The 14699-nt window shown below is 64.7% G+C and carries 16 protein-coding genes and 1 tRNA gene; 4 read left to right on the forward strand and 13 right to left on the reverse strand.

Annotation, left to right across the window (positions count from 1 at the left end; translation table 11 throughout):
- Positions 1-41 precede the first annotated feature (41 nt).
- A complete protein-coding gene (gene cadR / locus QRO95_RS01560; protein ID WP_003098965.1) occupies positions 42-440 on the forward strand; it encodes a Cd(II)/Pb(II)-responsive transcriptional regulator in 399 nt (132 codons plus the stop codon).
- Between the two features lie 67 nt (positions 441-507).
- On the opposite strand, the gene QRO95_RS25355 is transcribed toward cadR, so the two are convergent.
- Together QRO95_RS25355 and QRO95_RS01565 are read right to left on the reverse strand one after the other, a co-directional pair.
- On the reverse strand, positions 508-882 hold the full coding sequence (locus tag QRO95_RS25355; RefSeq protein ID WP_055312603.1) for a DUF3703 domain-containing protein: 375 nt from the start codon (positions 880-882) through the stop codon (positions 508-510).
- A 12-nt stretch (positions 883-894) separates the two neighbouring features.
- Positions 895-1098, reverse strand: coding sequence for a hypothetical protein (locus QRO95_RS01565; protein ID WP_023657334.1), 204 nt, complete (start codon positions 1096-1098; stop codon positions 895-897).
- A gap of 417 nt (positions 1099-1515) precedes the next feature.
- Here QRO95_RS01565 and QRO95_RS01570 point away from each other — a divergent pair, with 417 nt between their 5' ends.
- Entirely contained in the window at positions 1516-2151 is a 636-nt protein-coding gene (locus tag QRO95_RS01570) for a cation transporter (protein WP_003098972.1), read from the forward strand.
- Positions 2152-2874: 723 nt separating this feature from the next.
- Here the strand turns inward: QRO95_RS01570 and QRO95_RS01575 are convergent.
- From QRO95_RS01575 to QRO95_RS01625, 11 genes are all read right to left on the reverse strand, one after another.
- Complete coding sequence (locus QRO95_RS01575) at positions 2875-4905, reverse strand: DNA topoisomerase III (protein ID WP_003116834.1); 2031 nt, start codon at positions 4903-4905, stop codon at positions 2875-2877.
- Between the two features lie 283 nt (positions 4906-5188).
- Positions 5189-5629, reverse strand: a complete 441-nt coding sequence (locus QRO95_RS01580; RefSeq protein ID WP_003098976.1) for a single-stranded DNA-binding protein — start codon at positions 5627-5629, stop codon at positions 5189-5191.
- Positions 5630-5702: 73 nt separating this feature from the next.
- Complete coding sequence (locus QRO95_RS01585) at positions 5703-6230, reverse strand: DUF3158 family protein (RefSeq protein ID WP_003098978.1); 528 nt, start codon at positions 6228-6230, stop codon at positions 5703-5705.
- A complete protein-coding gene (locus QRO95_RS01590; protein ID WP_003098981.1) occupies positions 6227-7018 on the reverse strand; it encodes a PFL_4669 family integrating conjugative element protein in 792 nt (263 codons plus the stop codon). The genes QRO95_RS01585 and QRO95_RS01590 overlap by 4 nt, the downstream gene beginning before the upstream one ends.
- A gap of 429 nt (positions 7019-7447) precedes the next feature.
- On the reverse strand, positions 7448-8686 hold the full coding sequence (locus tag QRO95_RS01595) for an STY4528 family pathogenicity island replication protein (RefSeq protein ID WP_008264646.1): 1239 nt from the start codon (positions 8684-8686) through the stop codon (positions 7448-7450).
- Positions 8687-8689: 3 nt separating this feature from the next.
- Positions 8690-9250 (reverse strand): DUF2857 domain-containing protein, encoded by a 561-nt coding sequence (locus QRO95_RS01600; protein ID WP_003090097.1) that lies wholly within the window; start codon positions 9248-9250, stop codon positions 8690-8692.
- A 14-nt stretch (positions 9251-9264) separates the two neighbouring features.
- The gene (locus tag QRO95_RS01605) at positions 9265-10944 is read right to left on the reverse strand and encodes a ParB family protein (RefSeq protein ID WP_003098985.1); all 1680 of its coding nucleotides are present in this window, start codon (positions 10942-10944) and stop codon (positions 9265-9267) included.
- Positions 10937-11206 carry a hypothetical protein gene (locus QRO95_RS01610; protein ID WP_003050422.1) on the reverse strand — a complete coding sequence of 90 codons (270 nt, stop codon included), beginning with the start codon at positions 11204-11206 and terminating at the stop codon, positions 10937-10939. The genes QRO95_RS01605 and QRO95_RS01610 overlap by 8 nt, the downstream gene beginning before the upstream one ends.
- Entirely contained in the window at positions 11190-12065 is an 876-nt protein-coding gene (locus QRO95_RS01615) for a ParA family protein (protein WP_003098988.1), read from the reverse strand. Before QRO95_RS01615 ends, QRO95_RS01610 begins: the two co-directional genes overlap by 17 nt.
- 42 nt (positions 12066-12107) lie before the next feature.
- Complete coding sequence (locus QRO95_RS01620) at positions 12108-12320, reverse strand: AlpA family transcriptional regulator (protein ID WP_003090093.1); 213 nt, start codon at positions 12318-12320, stop codon at positions 12108-12110.
- A gap of 118 nt (positions 12321-12438) precedes the next feature.
- On the reverse strand, positions 12439-13185 hold the full coding sequence (locus tag QRO95_RS01625) for a hypothetical protein (protein ID WP_003098991.1): 747 nt from the start codon (positions 13183-13185) through the stop codon (positions 12439-12441).
- A gap of 450 nt (positions 13186-13635) precedes the next feature.
- On the opposite strand from QRO95_RS01625, the gene QRO95_RS01630 reads away from it, so the two are divergent.
- Both QRO95_RS01630 and QRO95_RS01635 read left to right on the forward strand, forming a co-directional pair.
- Complete coding sequence (locus QRO95_RS01630; RefSeq protein WP_003098996.1) at positions 13636-14136, forward strand: DUF305 domain-containing protein; 501 nt, start codon at positions 13636-13638, stop codon at positions 14134-14136.
- A 471-nt stretch (positions 14137-14607) separates the two neighbouring features.
- Positions 14608-14681 (forward strand) — tRNA-Cys (locus QRO95_RS01635).
- Positions 14682-14699: the final 18 nt, after the last annotated feature.

Genomic DNA, 14699 nt, shown 5'->3' on the forward strand with positions numbered 1-14699 from the left:
CTCTAGTAGATATAGAGTCAAGTTTTTTATAGGAAGCAACCATGATGCGGATCGGTGAACTGGGCAAGAAGGCAGATTGCTTGGTGCAGACCGTGCGCTTTTACGAGTCAGAAGGCTTGCTGCCCGAGCCTGCACGTAGCGAGGGCAACTTCAGGCTCTATGACGAAGTCCATTTGCAGCGCTTGCTGTTCATCCGCCGCTGCCGGGCGAAGGACATGACGCTGGATGAGATCCGTCAACTGCTGAACTTACGGGATCGGCCAGAGTTGGGCTGCGGCGAGGTGAACGCGCTGGTCGACGCTCATATCGCGCAAGTGCGGACCAAGATGAAGGAATTGCGCGCCTTGGAGCGCGAGTTAATGGATCTGCGACGCTCCTGCGATAGCGCCCGAACCTCGCGCGAGTGCGGCATTCTCAACAGCTTGGCCGAGCCCGCCTGAAGCTCGAGCGTGTCATCGGTGCTGGAAGTGATCGGGTCCAGTTCTGAGAGCCACGTGCCGCGCTCCATCATGCGAAAGCGCGCGGTTCTGACGTTTTGAGACGGCGTGCGACCGAGGGCGTGGCCCACAGGAGCCAGCGCGAGCCGGACGACCTGCGCGCCGCAATCTCCGCCACCTTACGGGTTCTCCAGGCCAGACCGAGCATCGCGGCGTGGCTGCGCAGGTGCAGGTGCAGGCCAAGGTAGCAGTGCGCCACGACGCGGCCCGACTCATGGGCACGCCACGCAACTCGCGATCGCTTCGCAAGAAGCCGCAAGGCCCGACTCGCGCAAGAATGCGACGTGGGCAAGATCGTATAGCCAGCAGCGCAAGCGTTTGCCGCTGCTGGCCGGCTCCGGAAGGGATAGACAAGCTGCGGGCCGTAGTCCATTGGAAAGTCCATCTTTCTTGAGTGTCACTCTTTGGCGCCCAGCGTGTGCTTTTGCGACCGGAAAGCGCTGAACAAGTGGCCCCCGGGCATCCAGAAATCGCCGTAGTTGACTTGGGCGTCTTCGTGCTCACGCTTGTGATGCCAGCGATGGGCTTCAGCCACCCCGATCAACAATCCCAACGGCCCGACCCGGTATCCCAGATTGGAGTGCTGGAAGGCCAGATGCACGACCAAGAAGCCGAGCCATGCGCCGACGGCCAACCACAGCTTGGAACGCCGCTACTGGCTCAACGGGGAGTGGAAAGGCCGCCCGCCCTCTAGCAAGGCGGCACAAGCGAGCGCGACGATCACTGTGAGTAGCTCCGTCGGAAAAGACGGCCGGCCGGTCGCGAGCTCGCCGAAGAGCACAACCGCAGTGGCGCCACGGATCAGTGGATAGCAGCCATACCGGATGACAGTCGCAATGAAGGGGGCGCATTGGTGCTCATCTGTTCTGTCCTAAAGCTCTGACTGGATTGGAAAACCTTCTAGCTACGGTAGAGTCAAGGGCGTCCGGGAAGACCCTGTGGCAAGTTCGTTGCATCTGCGCCTTGACTCTCCAGCCGCTACAGGCTTCAGCATCCATCGATTTGGAAGGAACAATGCATGGCTGAAAACCACAGAAATCACGAAAACGACGAGTTGGGCCGCCTAGATGCGAGCGATGCGAAGGACCGAAAGATTCTTCTGACTGTGTTGCTGATCAACCTGACGCAGTCCGCCGCCGGCATTGCCCTTGGCATCTGGGCTGGCTCTACGGCGCTGATGGGCGCCGGGTTGGACAACCTCGCCGATGCGTCGGTCTATGCGGTTAGCCTGTATGCCGTCGGTCGTGCGGCAACGGTCAAGGTGGGCGCGGCCCGCTTGTCGGGTTTCTTGCTAATCGGCCTGGCCGCGCTGCTGCTGTTGGAAGTCCTACGCCGCTTCGCTGGAGGGGAAGAGCCTGTCGGCCCAGCCATGATGGCCATGGCCGCGCTGAACGCGGCTTTGAACCTAGTGTGCCTCAGACTACTGCGCCGCCATCGCGGGGAAGATGTGAACTTCAAGGCGTCAGCGATCTTTACCAGCAACGACTCCATCGTCAATGGTGCGATTGTGCTGTCCGGGGTGCTGGTGATGGGGTTCGGGTCGAACATCCCGGATCTGGTGCTGGGCGTCATCGTGGCCGCAATCGCAGCGAATGGGGGGCGGGAAATCCTGCGCGAAGCATCGGAAACAGCTCGCCGTAAGGCGGGCACATAAGGCATGTTTTCGCCCAGTTCATCCCGAGGTTTACCTCTGCAAAAGAGGTAGTCCAGCCTTTGGGCTACGGCCTCGGCTGCAGCCGAGCGTACCATTGGCGATGGCCGCGCGATAGGCGGGCATGCCGTTCTCGACCTCCGTCTGCCGTACAGCAGCGGTGCGCAAGGTTGAGGGTGCATGTCGTCTCTCCTGTTCGTGTGGCCCAGGCCAATGGCCGGGCCGGGACGTTGATGGGCAGGAGAATGGCGCCGAAGGCCCAACGGCCTTCGGCTCGGGAGAAAAGAGGAACCACCCGTGGGCTGATTGGCAGGCCCGGTCGTCGCTAGAACCGTCTGCTCATCAAGCAATCACACCCGGCCCATGTCGTGGCTGGGGCCGGCATCGTCTGGCGCACATCCGCGCACAAAGGGAGCCCGTTTTTGCACCGGCGGGCACCGGCACCGATTACCGCTGACCACGAAGGGTCTCCCGGTGGCTCGTGCAGCCTGGCAAGCCACCGGGAGACCCTTCGCAGAGGGCGGAAGAAACGCAGATCAACAGAACGCGCGTGGTGCGGCTCGCAGAGAAGCTACCTTCAGGTCCCGCGGCCGGGGACGGCTGGGCGGGACGCGCACACGGATCAAGAAGGCGTTGCGCGCTGGGCGTCCCGCAGGGCATGCGGCGGAGTGCGGGACAGGGGCCACGCCGCCGAAGGCGGGCACGGCTCACGGGGAACGGGGGCGGTCAGGAGCCTTTGCGGCCGCTACGGCGCGGGCGCGAGGCGCCGCGCTTGGAGCTGCCGGATTCGACTGGCAGCGTGCCTTTGCAGTCCGGGTAGCGGCTGCACGACCAGAACGGGCCGCTCTTGCCGCTGCGCTGGCGCGTGGGTGCGCCGCACTGCGGGCATGCCGGCCCTTGGGGAACCTTGATGGACAGGGAGGCGCTGCCGTACTGCGCAATCAACTGCGAAATCCACGCGGCCTGCTTGCCGATGAACACGTCCAGGGTGAGCTGTCCGGCCTCGATCATGTCGAGCGCCTGTTCCCAGACGGCGGTGGTGCCAGGGTCGGCAATCGCCGCAGGCACGGCATCGATCAAAGTGAAAGCCGCATCCGAGGCGCGGATGGCGCGCCCCTTCTTCACGAGGTAGCCGCGAGCGATCAGGCCGCCGATGATGTTGGCCCGCGTCGCTTCGGTGCCGATGCCAACCGTATCCTTGAGCTTCTGCTTCAGGCGGGGATCGGACACCAGCTTGGCGACGCCTTTCATGGACTTGACCAACTCGCCTTGCGTGTACGGTTTGGGCGGCAGCGTCTTGAGTGCCTTGAGATCGACGTCGGCCACCTGGCATGCCAGGCCCTCATACAGTTTCGGCAGCGCGGGCAGCACCTGGGCGCGGACCGCAGTATCGCCCTCGCCATCACCGTCTTCGGCCTGCGGCTCGGCGAGCACCTGGCGCCAACCCGGGATGACAACCTGCTTGCCCGTGGCCGCCAGGTTCTGCCCCCCGCACGAAAACTTGGCCACAGTGCGGTCGAACTCGTGGTGAGGGAGGAACTGCGCCAGGTAATGCGACCGGATGAGCCTGTACACGGCCAGTTCCTTCTCGCTCATGGCGGAGAGCTTCGCCGGTTCGAGCGTCGGGATGATGCCGTGGTGCGCCGTGACCTTGCCATCGTTCCAGGCGCGCGAGCGCTGCGAGCGGTCGAGCTGGCCCATGATCGAGCGCAGCGAGGGATCGGTCTTGAGCAGGCTGTCGAGAACGGTGGGCACTTCGGCAAACATGCTCTCGGGCAGGTAGCCGGAGTCCGAGCGGGGGTACGTCGTGGCCTTGTGCGTCTCGTACAGGGCTTGGGCAATCTCCAAGGTTTCCTGCACGTCCAGCCCAAGCTGCTTGGAACACACTTCCTGCAAGGTGCCCAGGTCGAACGGCAGCGGCGGGCCTTCGCGGACACGCTCAGTCTCCACCGACACGACGTGGGCACTGCCCGCAGCGCGGATCTGCTGCATGGTCTGCTGTGCGACCGGCTGCCGCAGGCAGCGGCCTGCGTCGTCGGTGCACGCATCGGGTGGAACCCATTGCGCGGCGAAAGTCGAACCGCCTGCGAACAGGGACACGGCGATGGCCCAGTATGGTACGGACACGAAGCGCGCGATCTCGCGGTCGCGGTCCACAACGAGCTTGAGCGTCGGGGTCTGTACGCGGCCGACCGACAGCACGCCGTCGTAACCCGCCTGTCGCCCCAGCACCGTGAACAGCCGGCTCAGGTTCATGCCCACGAGCCAATCCGCACGGGAGCGCGCCAGCGCCGAGTGGTACATCGAAAGCGTCTCGGCCGAAGGCCGCAGCTTGCCCAGTGCCGCCCGAATGGACGCATCGTTGAGCGCCGACAGCCACAGGCGTTCGATGGGGCCGCGGTAGCCGCAAAGCTCCACGATCTCGCGGGCGATCAATTCGCCCTCGCGGTCGGCATCGGTGGCGATAACCAGGTGAGTCGCCTTCGCCAAGAGCGCCTTGACGACCTTGAATTGCGTGGCGGTCTTCGGTTTGACCTCGACCCGCCAGTGCTGGGGAATGATGGGCAACTGCTCAACGGACCATCGTTTGAGCTGCTCGTCGTAGGCCTCGGGCGGCGCCGCCTCCACGAGATGGCCGATGCACCAGGTGACCGTGACGCCGGAACCGTTGAGGCAGCCTTCACCGCGCTGCGTGGCGCCGAGAATCCGGCCAATGTCTTTGCCCTGGGAGGGCTTCTCGCACAAGAACAGCCGCATATCCGTCCATCCCGATTCCTGTTGTTCATGGAGTTGCTGGGATCGAGGATGCCGAGCGCAGCCCCTGGCAGCAGCAAACAAGCCGCATGCGGCAGCGACCGCTTTCACGCCGATGAAATGGCGAGTGCGGGGAAGGTGCGTGGCCGGAAGTGTGCGGGCCGAGAGCCGCGATTTCCGGGAGCGCGCGTGGAACTCGGTGGACGTTGGTGGAGCTATCCCCTGGGGATAATTCGCAGCGCATGGAGGGCGGCGAAGCACTGCGGCAGCCGCCCTCCATGCCCGATCACTTCCTGCGCTTGGTCTCTTTCGGCGCCGTCGATTCCTGGGTGGCCTGGGGCTTCGGCTCTGCCTCCTGTGGCTTCGGGCTGAGGGCCACAGACTCGATGCGGTACGGCAGGATGCCGACACTGCGCGCGTTGACCTGCCAAGTCTCACGCGGCTGATCTTCGTTGTCCGTCCAGGGGTCGCGCTCCATGCGGCCGACGACCAGCACCCGCATGCCCTTCTGGTAGAGCTGCTGCCAGCGGTCGGCGTCGTGGTGCCAGAGTTCCACCGGCGCCCAGAAGCCGCCGCGGTCCTCGAACTCGCCGCCCTTGGTGGGGACGGGGTTGTCGAAGTACACGTTCAGCCGGAGCAACCGGCGAGGATCGTCGTTGCCATTGGGGAATTCGCGGTACTCGGGAGGCGATCCGATGTTGCCCTCGCCGATGAATTGTGTGCTCATGTTGGAATCTCCGTGGTGGTTGAAATACCCGTGCCTCGTTGGGCTCGGGCGCGTGCTCGGATGGCAGGCGCAATCACCGATCGCGCACTGCGGCAGGAACGGACGCGAGCCGGCGCAGGTAGGTGTTGTCCGCCTGCGCGGCCTTGCTGGCGCATTCCTGTGCTTGCCTGCCCAGGGTGTGCAGCAGGCTGATCTGCATGTTCAGCATGACGCGCTGCAGTTCGATCTCGTGCAGGTCGTGCAGCAGGTTGACCGGCGTGCTGGGGCTCGCCATCAGCTCCTGCCACAACGCCACGCCCATGGCCGATCGATCGTGCTTGCGCCAGCGAAGAAAGGTCGTGCCTGCGCCAGTGGTCTGCTGGGCCAGCTCGACGGGAAGCAGGTGGAAGGGATGCCCGCACGCCTGTGGCAGCACCTGTCGCTGCGCCAGGGCAATCAACTCGTCGCGCATGGCGAAGCACTGGCTGGCCCAGGCCTCGAAGTCCCCTTTACCTTTAAAAGGCTTTAAAAGGCCTTTTAGAGAGGCCGCGTGTTCCAGCCGCATGAAGGCTGGCTGTTCCAGACGACGGAAGTAGCGCGGTTCGCGGTTCGGGTCGCTCATGCCGGTTCGTCCTCGCCGGCGGCTGTGGACTTGGCCTCGGCCGAATCGGCGGCAGCGCCTTCGTCGGTGGGAGATGCGGCTGCGGCAGCGCTATCACCACGCTGTTGCAGACCACGGCGCACGACGGGCGGCGCAAACTTCGAGCGGCGCATGCCTTCGAGCACGTCCTGCGGCAGTTCGCCGAACTTCTCCAATGCTGCCCGAGCTGCGGCGTTCTTGGCCGCGAAGTCGTCGCGGGTGCAGCCCGAGTAGCGGTATTGCTGGGCCAGGCTGAACAGGCTGCGCAGCGCGTGGGCACCTTCGTTGAGCCAGCGCTCCAACGTCGAGCGATCGATCAGCGCGGTGTGGTGGGCGAGGATCAGCTTGCGCGCGATGTCGTCGTAGTCGGCCAGGAGATAGACGGCGGCAAAGCCCAACTGCGCATTGACGAACAGCGGAAGCTTGACGGGCTGCACGTTGAGGTTCTCGCCCAGGGTCAACGCGGCGGGCACGCCGGCCAGGGCCTGGTCCACCTGGTCGCGCAGCGTCTGCAGCGTGGTCCTGGTCTGGTCGAGCTTGTCTTCGATGCGAAGCATCCACCAGTCGCTGTATGGGTCGTCCTGCTCCGAGCCGCGCTTCATCTTGTTCATGACGGCGATGTAGCCGTTCAGGCCGACGATGCCCGGTCGCCCCTCGGCGGCGGCGCGGCCATGCCAGATGCGCGAGGCGTGGTGGGTGTGCAGCGTCAGCGACATCGCGCTGCGCAGGGAGCCGAGGTTGAGTTGCAATGGTTCGTTGCTGGTTGCCATGGTGATCGCTCGCTGGTGGACAGGGAGCCGCCAGCATCCGCATGCAGCGGAAGGCAGTCAGTCAACAAACCGAAATGAGCCGACCCCCGGTTCTGTGCGCGCTGGCGGCGCAGCGCGCAACGGTCCCCTGGGGACCGCTCCGCAGATGGGCACTCACATCGGCGTTCCCGTCCTCGGTTGTTGACGGTATGCGTGCTGCACCGCACGTCGCGCTGCCGTTCGACACGATCCTTCGCCGCGCAGCCGTCCCCAGGGGACCGTTCCGTTGAGCGCCATGGAGGTCTGCTTCATGGTCTTGCATGCGCTCTACTCAGGTTTTGCGCAGCATGTCGCGCCGTCGCCCGGCGCTTCACCGCACAGCCGTCCCCAGGGGACCGTTTCTGCCGACCGCCATGGAGATCTACTTCACGGCTTTGACAAGCCCTGTGCTCAGGATTTGCGCAGCAGATCGCGCAGGCGCTCGATGTGCTGCCGGGCCACCTCGGGCGGCACGACGTTGCGCGGCGGCTCGGTTGGTGGCGCTCGCGCCGCCGATGGTGTTGGCGGTGCCGGGCCGGTCTGCTTGGCCCAGGCATTGAACTCGCCGCGCATGGCGCGCTGGATGATGCCGAACAGATAACCGGCGGGGTTGCGGATGCCATGCTTGCCGCACCGTGCGGCCCATTCGTCCAGCACGGCCTGCCGCAGGGCAGCGTCCACCTGCTGCAACGCCATCTTGGCTCCGGCCTGCTGTTCCGCCTTCAGTTCCGCGAAGCGCTTGGGCCATTGCAGGTCGCCCAGCGCACGCGCCTGCGCGGTAGTACGTACTTCATCAATACGACTACTACGTACTGTACGGTCCTGCTTCGAATTCCGAAGAGCGCCGTCTGGCGCGGGTTTCGGCCCTGCTTCGGATTCCGAAGATGGGCGATCGCCATTCCGAAGAAGGCTCGCGGGCCCTTCTTCGGAATCGTGGACCGCATCCTCCTGTGGATAACTTTCGGAGGCGGTGATGCCCTGGTCGGCCAGGCGCTCGGCGAGCACTTGCAGCCGCGACGGCAAGGTGCGTCCGGACAGCATCGGGTCGTCCGCGATCTCCTGGAGGGTGTTGAGTCCCACCACCTGGACGGCCTTGGCCGAATGCCCCAGCGACTGGCTGACCAGGGCCAGGTAGTCGGCGTCGAGTTGCATCGCCTCGAACGGCGTCAGCGGTTCGTCGTGCAGGACGTAGAGGTTGCCGAGGATGCGACCGGTCTTGGGGTCGCGCCGTCGTCGCACGAGGCTCAGCCAGCGCGTCAGGCGCAGCAGCGTCAGCGCCCGCGCCACGGTCTCATGGGAGGCCTGGCCTGCGCAGGGCATCGACGCCAGCCAGGGGCGCAACTGCTCATAGGTGGGAAATGCCGTGACGCCATCGTCGTTGAGCATCAATCGGAACACCTGCCAGGCGTTGCGCTCCAGCGGTGTCAGGCGGCGGTCGAGGAACAGCCGCCGCGGCACGCTCCCGTGCCGATTGCCACTGAACAGGAAGGCGTCGCCGGACGTAGGAGGCGTGGGCGTTGGAGCAGGCAGGGACGCGGGAGCGCCAGAGCTGGACTTGGGCGCGAGGTCCTTCAGCGCAGCGTCGAACAGGTCGGCGAGTGCGATGGGGCCAGGGCGCTGGGCTCGTGGGGCGGTGTCGTCCACGGCCATGGCCTAGCCCAATCCCTGATCGACCCAGTTCCTGATCGCGGCCCAGACCACCGAGAGCGGCAGCGACATGCCCTCGGCCAGGTCCATGGCCGCATCGAGAATCGAGGTCTCGTCCTCCAGATCGACGTTCCTGCTGCTGGTCACGGCTTTCCATTGCCGCCACAGTTCGGTGTCCTGGGTCTCGTCCAGGACGGGGTGGCGCCCCTTGCGCTTGGGCAGGCCGAGGATCTCCCGCCGCAGGGCGACTTCCTGATGGGTCAGGCCATAGAAGCGGCTGACCATCTCCGTGCTGGCCCCCAGCCGCAGCATGCGATCGACCGTGGCGATTTCCTTCTCCACGTCCTGTGCCTGGTTGAGCAGGCGCTGCAGCACTTCGCGGTTGACCGTGACCGAGCACCACGAGACGCTGGCGTTGGCCAGCACGCTGATCAGCGCGGGGTGCTTGAGCGCATCCAGCTCGGCCTCGCCGAAGCCCATGGCCTTGCAGCGGCGCAGTTGGCCGTTGCGAAGGTCATACAGCGCCTGGGCAATCACGGCCTGGTTGAGCGGATGCGATGTGGACATGCGGCCTCCCTCGCTCACGTCCCGGGCGCCGTGGTGCCGGCTTCCAGGTCCAGCAGACGCCGGGCGAGGCGCAGCAGCCGAAAGAGCTTGACCAACGCCGTGTCGCTCAAGCGCCTTGCGCCGCTGCCATGGCCTTGGCTCTGGCCGTGCAACAGGGTCGGCAGGTCGGCGGCGAGCTGCGCGCCGTCCAGGCCCGCTTCGGCGACGGGCTGACCCGTCAGGGAAGTGAGCAGCGTCAGCACCGCGCGGCCGAGCGGCGACGGGGCTTGGCCGCGGGCGCGGCACGCAAACCCGATGCCATCGGCGCGATCCTCGATGCACTCGTCCAGGCCTGCCTCCCCGGCGATCTCGCGCGCGAACTGCGCGATGTGGATGCGCAGCCGATCGGGCGTGTCCAGGCCGGCGTCGATGTACCAGACGTCGGAGATCGGATAGAGTCCGCCGAGTTGCACCGGGATGGACTGCAGCACGCTCGCCGAGAAGTCGGGCGGCAGCGCATCGCCCAACTGGTCGGCGACCATGCGCTGGATCGATTGGAGCCGTTCTGTCGTCGGTGCTGGCGAGACGATGTGCTCGCGAAGCAGATCGCCCGGTGCGGCCGGCTGGCTTCCCGTGGCCGCTTCGCCAACCGCCGTGTCGTCGTGGCGCAAGGTGGGCTCGGACGCCGGAGGGCTGGCGGGTGGAGGACCGGCCGCCGCTGCAGGCGTGGCGATGGACGATGCTGCGCCCGGCGGAGTCGGCGTGCCGGCGGTGGGCGAAGGCAACGCCGGCTGCGCCGCAGGTGGCGTCGGGTCACTGACCAGCGCCCGGTGGCGGCTTTCCGATTCGGTCAGGTCCAGCGCCAGCACGTCGTAGCCGATGCCCAGCAGCTCGGACATCTGGCCGATCAGCTCGTCTTGCACGCGCTGCGGCGCGAACTCGTCGCCCTGCGTGTCGAACTGCGCCAGCACCTCCTGAAAGAAACTGTCGAAGTCCAGCGGCAGCGAACGGTCCTTGGCGTAGTGCTCCCAGGTGCGTTTGCAGGCCGTGCGCATGACCGACAGCCGCTCGACCTGGTGGCGCCCCAGGCCGCCATAGAGCACAGTGGGAATGGCGGGCAGCAGGTAGCGCACCGCGTCGGCCATGCGGGTGATGTGCGACCGCTGGACGGGGAAGCCATCGGCCGCCAGGCGGCGGGCCAGTTCCGACTGGCTCAGGGCGGCGCCGCTCTCCTGCTCGTAGAACTCCCGTGCTTTCTCGACGCCGAGCGCGCGCTCGATGAACGTGAGGCCGCCGCGCAGTTCGTTCTCGGCAAGATGCCCGGTCAGCGCGACGATTTCACCGCGCTCCGGCCATGGTCGGAACAGGCACGATATGCGGAAGAAGCGTTCTTCCTTGGTCTCCGACCAGAGTTCGCGCAGGATCGCCAGTCGCGTGTTGCCGCCGTTGCGGATGATGTAGTGGTCCTCGCCGGGCCTGCGCGTGATGGCCGGCGCCGCGTCCAGGCCGCGCTCGCGGATGGATGCCTTGATTTCCTCGTAAGCCGGGTTGCGCTTCATGCGCGGGTCATGGTCGTAGGGCCGCAACTGGTCCAGCGTCACGACCATGGGCGTGTCCGCGATCGGGTCGCTCAAGGCCGTAGCCGCTGGGCCGCTGCGCTCGAAGCCGGCCGCGAGCAGCTTGCCTGCCATGTCCTGCGAGGTCATGTCAGCCATGGCCGCACCCCTCGCAGTCCCCACGACCGCCGGCCGGCGCCATGCGGGCCTCTCGCTCGGCGCGGCGGATCTGCGCACGGGCGTTCAATTCGGCCCGGTGGTCACTCGCTGTCGAACTCGTGTAGATCGCCGCGCAGCCGGCCTTGGTGAACTTGAGGTGCCCGCCCGGCGTGCGCTTGACGTGCCAGCCCTCACCGACCGCGAACTCGATCAGGGCGCGCAGCCGCTTGTGGCCGCGGGCCAGCTCATGTGCGTTCGCCATGGGGCCTCCCAGGATCAAGAGGTCGCTGCGGGCGGCCGGATACTTGAGCCAGTCGGTCCTGCCATTGCGGGAACAACTCGCTGGCGAGCGCGCGCATCGTGTCGAGCGCGGCAGGGGCGACTCTGCCGGGCGGCTGGCGGTGCTCGACCCGATGCACCGGCAGGCCGCGCGTTGCGGCACGTGGATACGCTTCTATGGCCGGCACGTCGGTGGCGAGCACGCGGATGCCGGCGCTGTCCTGGAACAGGTCGCGCAAGGCCTGCTGGATCAGCCGTGCGTTGGCGGACACCGGGTGGACGCGGTTGATGAGCAAGTGCAGCGGCGGCGGTTCGATGCCCAGGTGCCGGTACGGCGCAATGTCTTCGAGCAACTGCATGGTGCCGCGCCGCAGCTCGCGTGCCGCGAGGATCTCCGGCGTGACGGGCGACAGCGCGAGATCGGAGGCGAGCACCGCCATCTCCAGCAGCACGGAACGCGCGCCCTGGGTGTCGATCAGCACCAGGTCGTAGAGGGGAGCAAGTGCTGGCAGCAGATGCCGCAACCGCAGGCGGCCATCCGGCGCATGCAGCAACAACGTGTTCAGCTCGCCCCGGTGGTCGTCGGACAGCACCAGGTCCAGGCCCGCGATGATCGTGCGGGACACGAGCTGGCCAAGGTCGCGCTCGTTGAAGGCCAACAGCTCATAGATGCCGCCCGGCGCGCGCTGGGTCAGTTCGTAGTAGGAGGACAAGGTGGGCTGCACGTCGAGATCGAGCAGCAGCACGCGCAGGCCCGCGTCCGCGGCGAGCCCGCCCAGGTTGGCGGCCGTCGTGGTCTTGCCGACGCCGCCCTTCGTTGAAATGATGGACACGACCTGCATGGCGCTCTCCGGCTGGGAATGGGAAGTCCGCGGGAGAGCGGGTCAGGTCCGGTGGTTGAGGCGCTCGGCGATCCACTGGTCGATTTCGATCGAATCCCAGCCGACAGCGCGCACGCCCAGGCGCAGCGCCTGAGGGAACTGGCGCTTCTTCATCAGGTTGTAGATGTGGGCGCGTTTGAAGCCGGACTTCGCTTCGACTTCATCGAGCCGCAGGATGCGGCGCTCGTTCGGCGGGAGTACAGGGGTCTGCGACATGGCGGTCACTCCTGAACGCTCGGTGGCGTTTGTTGGCGTGACCTCTATTCAATAGACCTGGCTGCGGAAAGACATTGCAAATGCAATCTCCGCGATTGCACATACAAGCTGGATAACCTCATGCGCTTGCGCTACGAACGTACCTCTTAGCGTTGGCGAACTTTCCGTTTAAGGTGCGCTCAGTGATGCCCATGGTGCCGCCGTAGTGGGCGACCAATGCAGAGACAAGGGCCTCCTGCGTTTTGAAGCTGGAATAGGGCACGCCTGAAGGCGACTGGCTCAGCATCAGCGTCAACATCCCTCCAATGATGTTGAGATAGGTCGTTTCCGCCCGTTCGCTGATCTCGCATTGCTTGGATGCCAACAGCACCGAGGATTGCTTGAGTAGCGTGTCGTGCTGCTCCTGCAGTTCTCGCATCTCACGTCGGGCTTGTTCAAGCGCGGCCTGAAGGGCCAGCCGCTCCACGAGGATCGCCTGTCCTGTTTCCATGGTGATGAAAGGATGCGCCATGCGTTCGCCACGGCTGAACAGAAATCCTGGCCGGTGCTCGGGATAGTGGGTGCGCATCCAGCGTTTTAGATCGACATGGCGAACAGTCAGATCCAGAGAATTGAGCAGGTTCGGATCATTGAGCGTGATCCCGTTCTTGCCGTAGGGCAGCTCTCCGTTGAGGATGCCGTCATAGATACGTTCCGAGTGCAGCCGGCACTCATTCCATCGAGGGCAGTTCAGCGACCGAGGCAGGACACGCGGTGACGCGATCGTGGCCAGGATCATCGGGAGATACCGCAGCAACCCAGCCCATCGGATGGCCGCCTCGATGGGACGATAGAACACCTTTGATGTTGAAATGTCCTTGTGCATGTCTTCGTCTCCTTTCGGGTGCGCTACATCACCGGCTCCTTTCTTGCCCAAGGGCTGTTGTGTCGTTATGGCCTGCGACGGACGCTTGAGGCGATGCCCTAAGCGAAGGCGGAGGAGGCCATTGGCGTCCGCCGCAGGTGGCCTTGTCTTGCTTGATATGCAAGAATCGATCAGTTGCCGGCCCATCGAGCGATGAGGACGCAAGCTCGATATTGGCGCTCACGGTACCAGCGTCATAGGTGGCGCAAAGCCCATCAAGACCGATTTGGTATGGTCTGATATCCAGACGGTTCAAGACCAGCGAGTTGAAGCGTTCGACGCCCCTACGTCCAGTTGGGGACTGGAAATCAGCGGTTAGTGATGCATCGCTCCACATGCTGATATATCGACAAAGTATCTGCCGCAGTACCAGTGACCCTGCCAGGTTGCCCCAGCACATAGGAGACGGAGATGGCTGAACATTCCCATGAACATCAACATCACACATCCGGTCAGATGGGTAAGCACGGCCGACCATACGCCAAGTTCTGGGTGAACATGGTGTTGGGCCTCGTCGTCATGTACTTCGTAATGTTCAGCATGATCGACGGCGCCAGGGACTTCAGAAACAATCTCAACATGCTCTACATGGCGGTCACTATGTGGGCGCCAATGGGCATCTTCATGCTAGCGACAATGCCCGGCATGTTTCCAAACCGGCGGCTCAATCTCGTGCTGTACGGCTTGTTTGCCGTTCTCACACTCGGTTCTTTTGCCGCTACCCGTGCTCAAACCGGAATCGGCGATCGACAGTTCATCGCGTCTATGGTCCCGCACCATTCGGGAGCGATCCTCATGTGCCGCGAGGCGCAGCTCTCAGATCCGGAACTCGTCAACCTATGCCAAGCGATTTCCGATGGCCAGCGCGCGGAGATCGAGCAGATGAACCGGATTGCTGCACGCCTTCGTTGAGGCTGGCTGCCACTACACTGGCGCCGCGTTGCGCTCCGGCGAAGTTAGCCGCAGCGATGTAAAGATGAGTACTTGCGGTGTTCCGATGCCGGCGGTTGTGTCCTACAGCCGTCCAGGTGCCAGGTAGTCCACGCGACACCACCCCGCGCTGCCTGCGGAGCGAGCGCAAGTCATGATCGTCGCAAGTTGGAGTTCGATAGCGAACCCGCTCAGCAGCTGGACGCATCAGGCGTAACGACGGGTGGATGGATCATCCTTGGACGCTGGTGGAAGTGGTTGGATGAACTTTGTTGCCGAGGGCGAAAAACAAGGCTATAATTGAGTTCTTCGCTGATCACCACAGTGGAGAAAGTGATTGGGAAACAGAGACTTAGCGCTCTAGTGCATGACTCGTTTCCCGCTCCATGTTCCGACAGGCCCCATCATGGGGTTTTGTCTTGTCAGGGCTCCGTTCCTGGCGCGCAGTACGTTGGCCTCATGGCAGAGTGGCTATGCACCGGATTGCAAATCCGTTTACAGCGGTTCGATTCCGCTTGAGGCCTCCAATTGAAAAGCCCTGACTC

Origin of the sequence: Stenotrophomonas maltophilia group sp. Smal13, from assembly GCF_030236855.1 — a bacterium.
Classification (GTDB): domain Bacteria; phylum Pseudomonadota; class Gammaproteobacteria; order Xanthomonadales; family Xanthomonadaceae; genus Stenotrophomonas; species Stenotrophomonas maltophilia_A.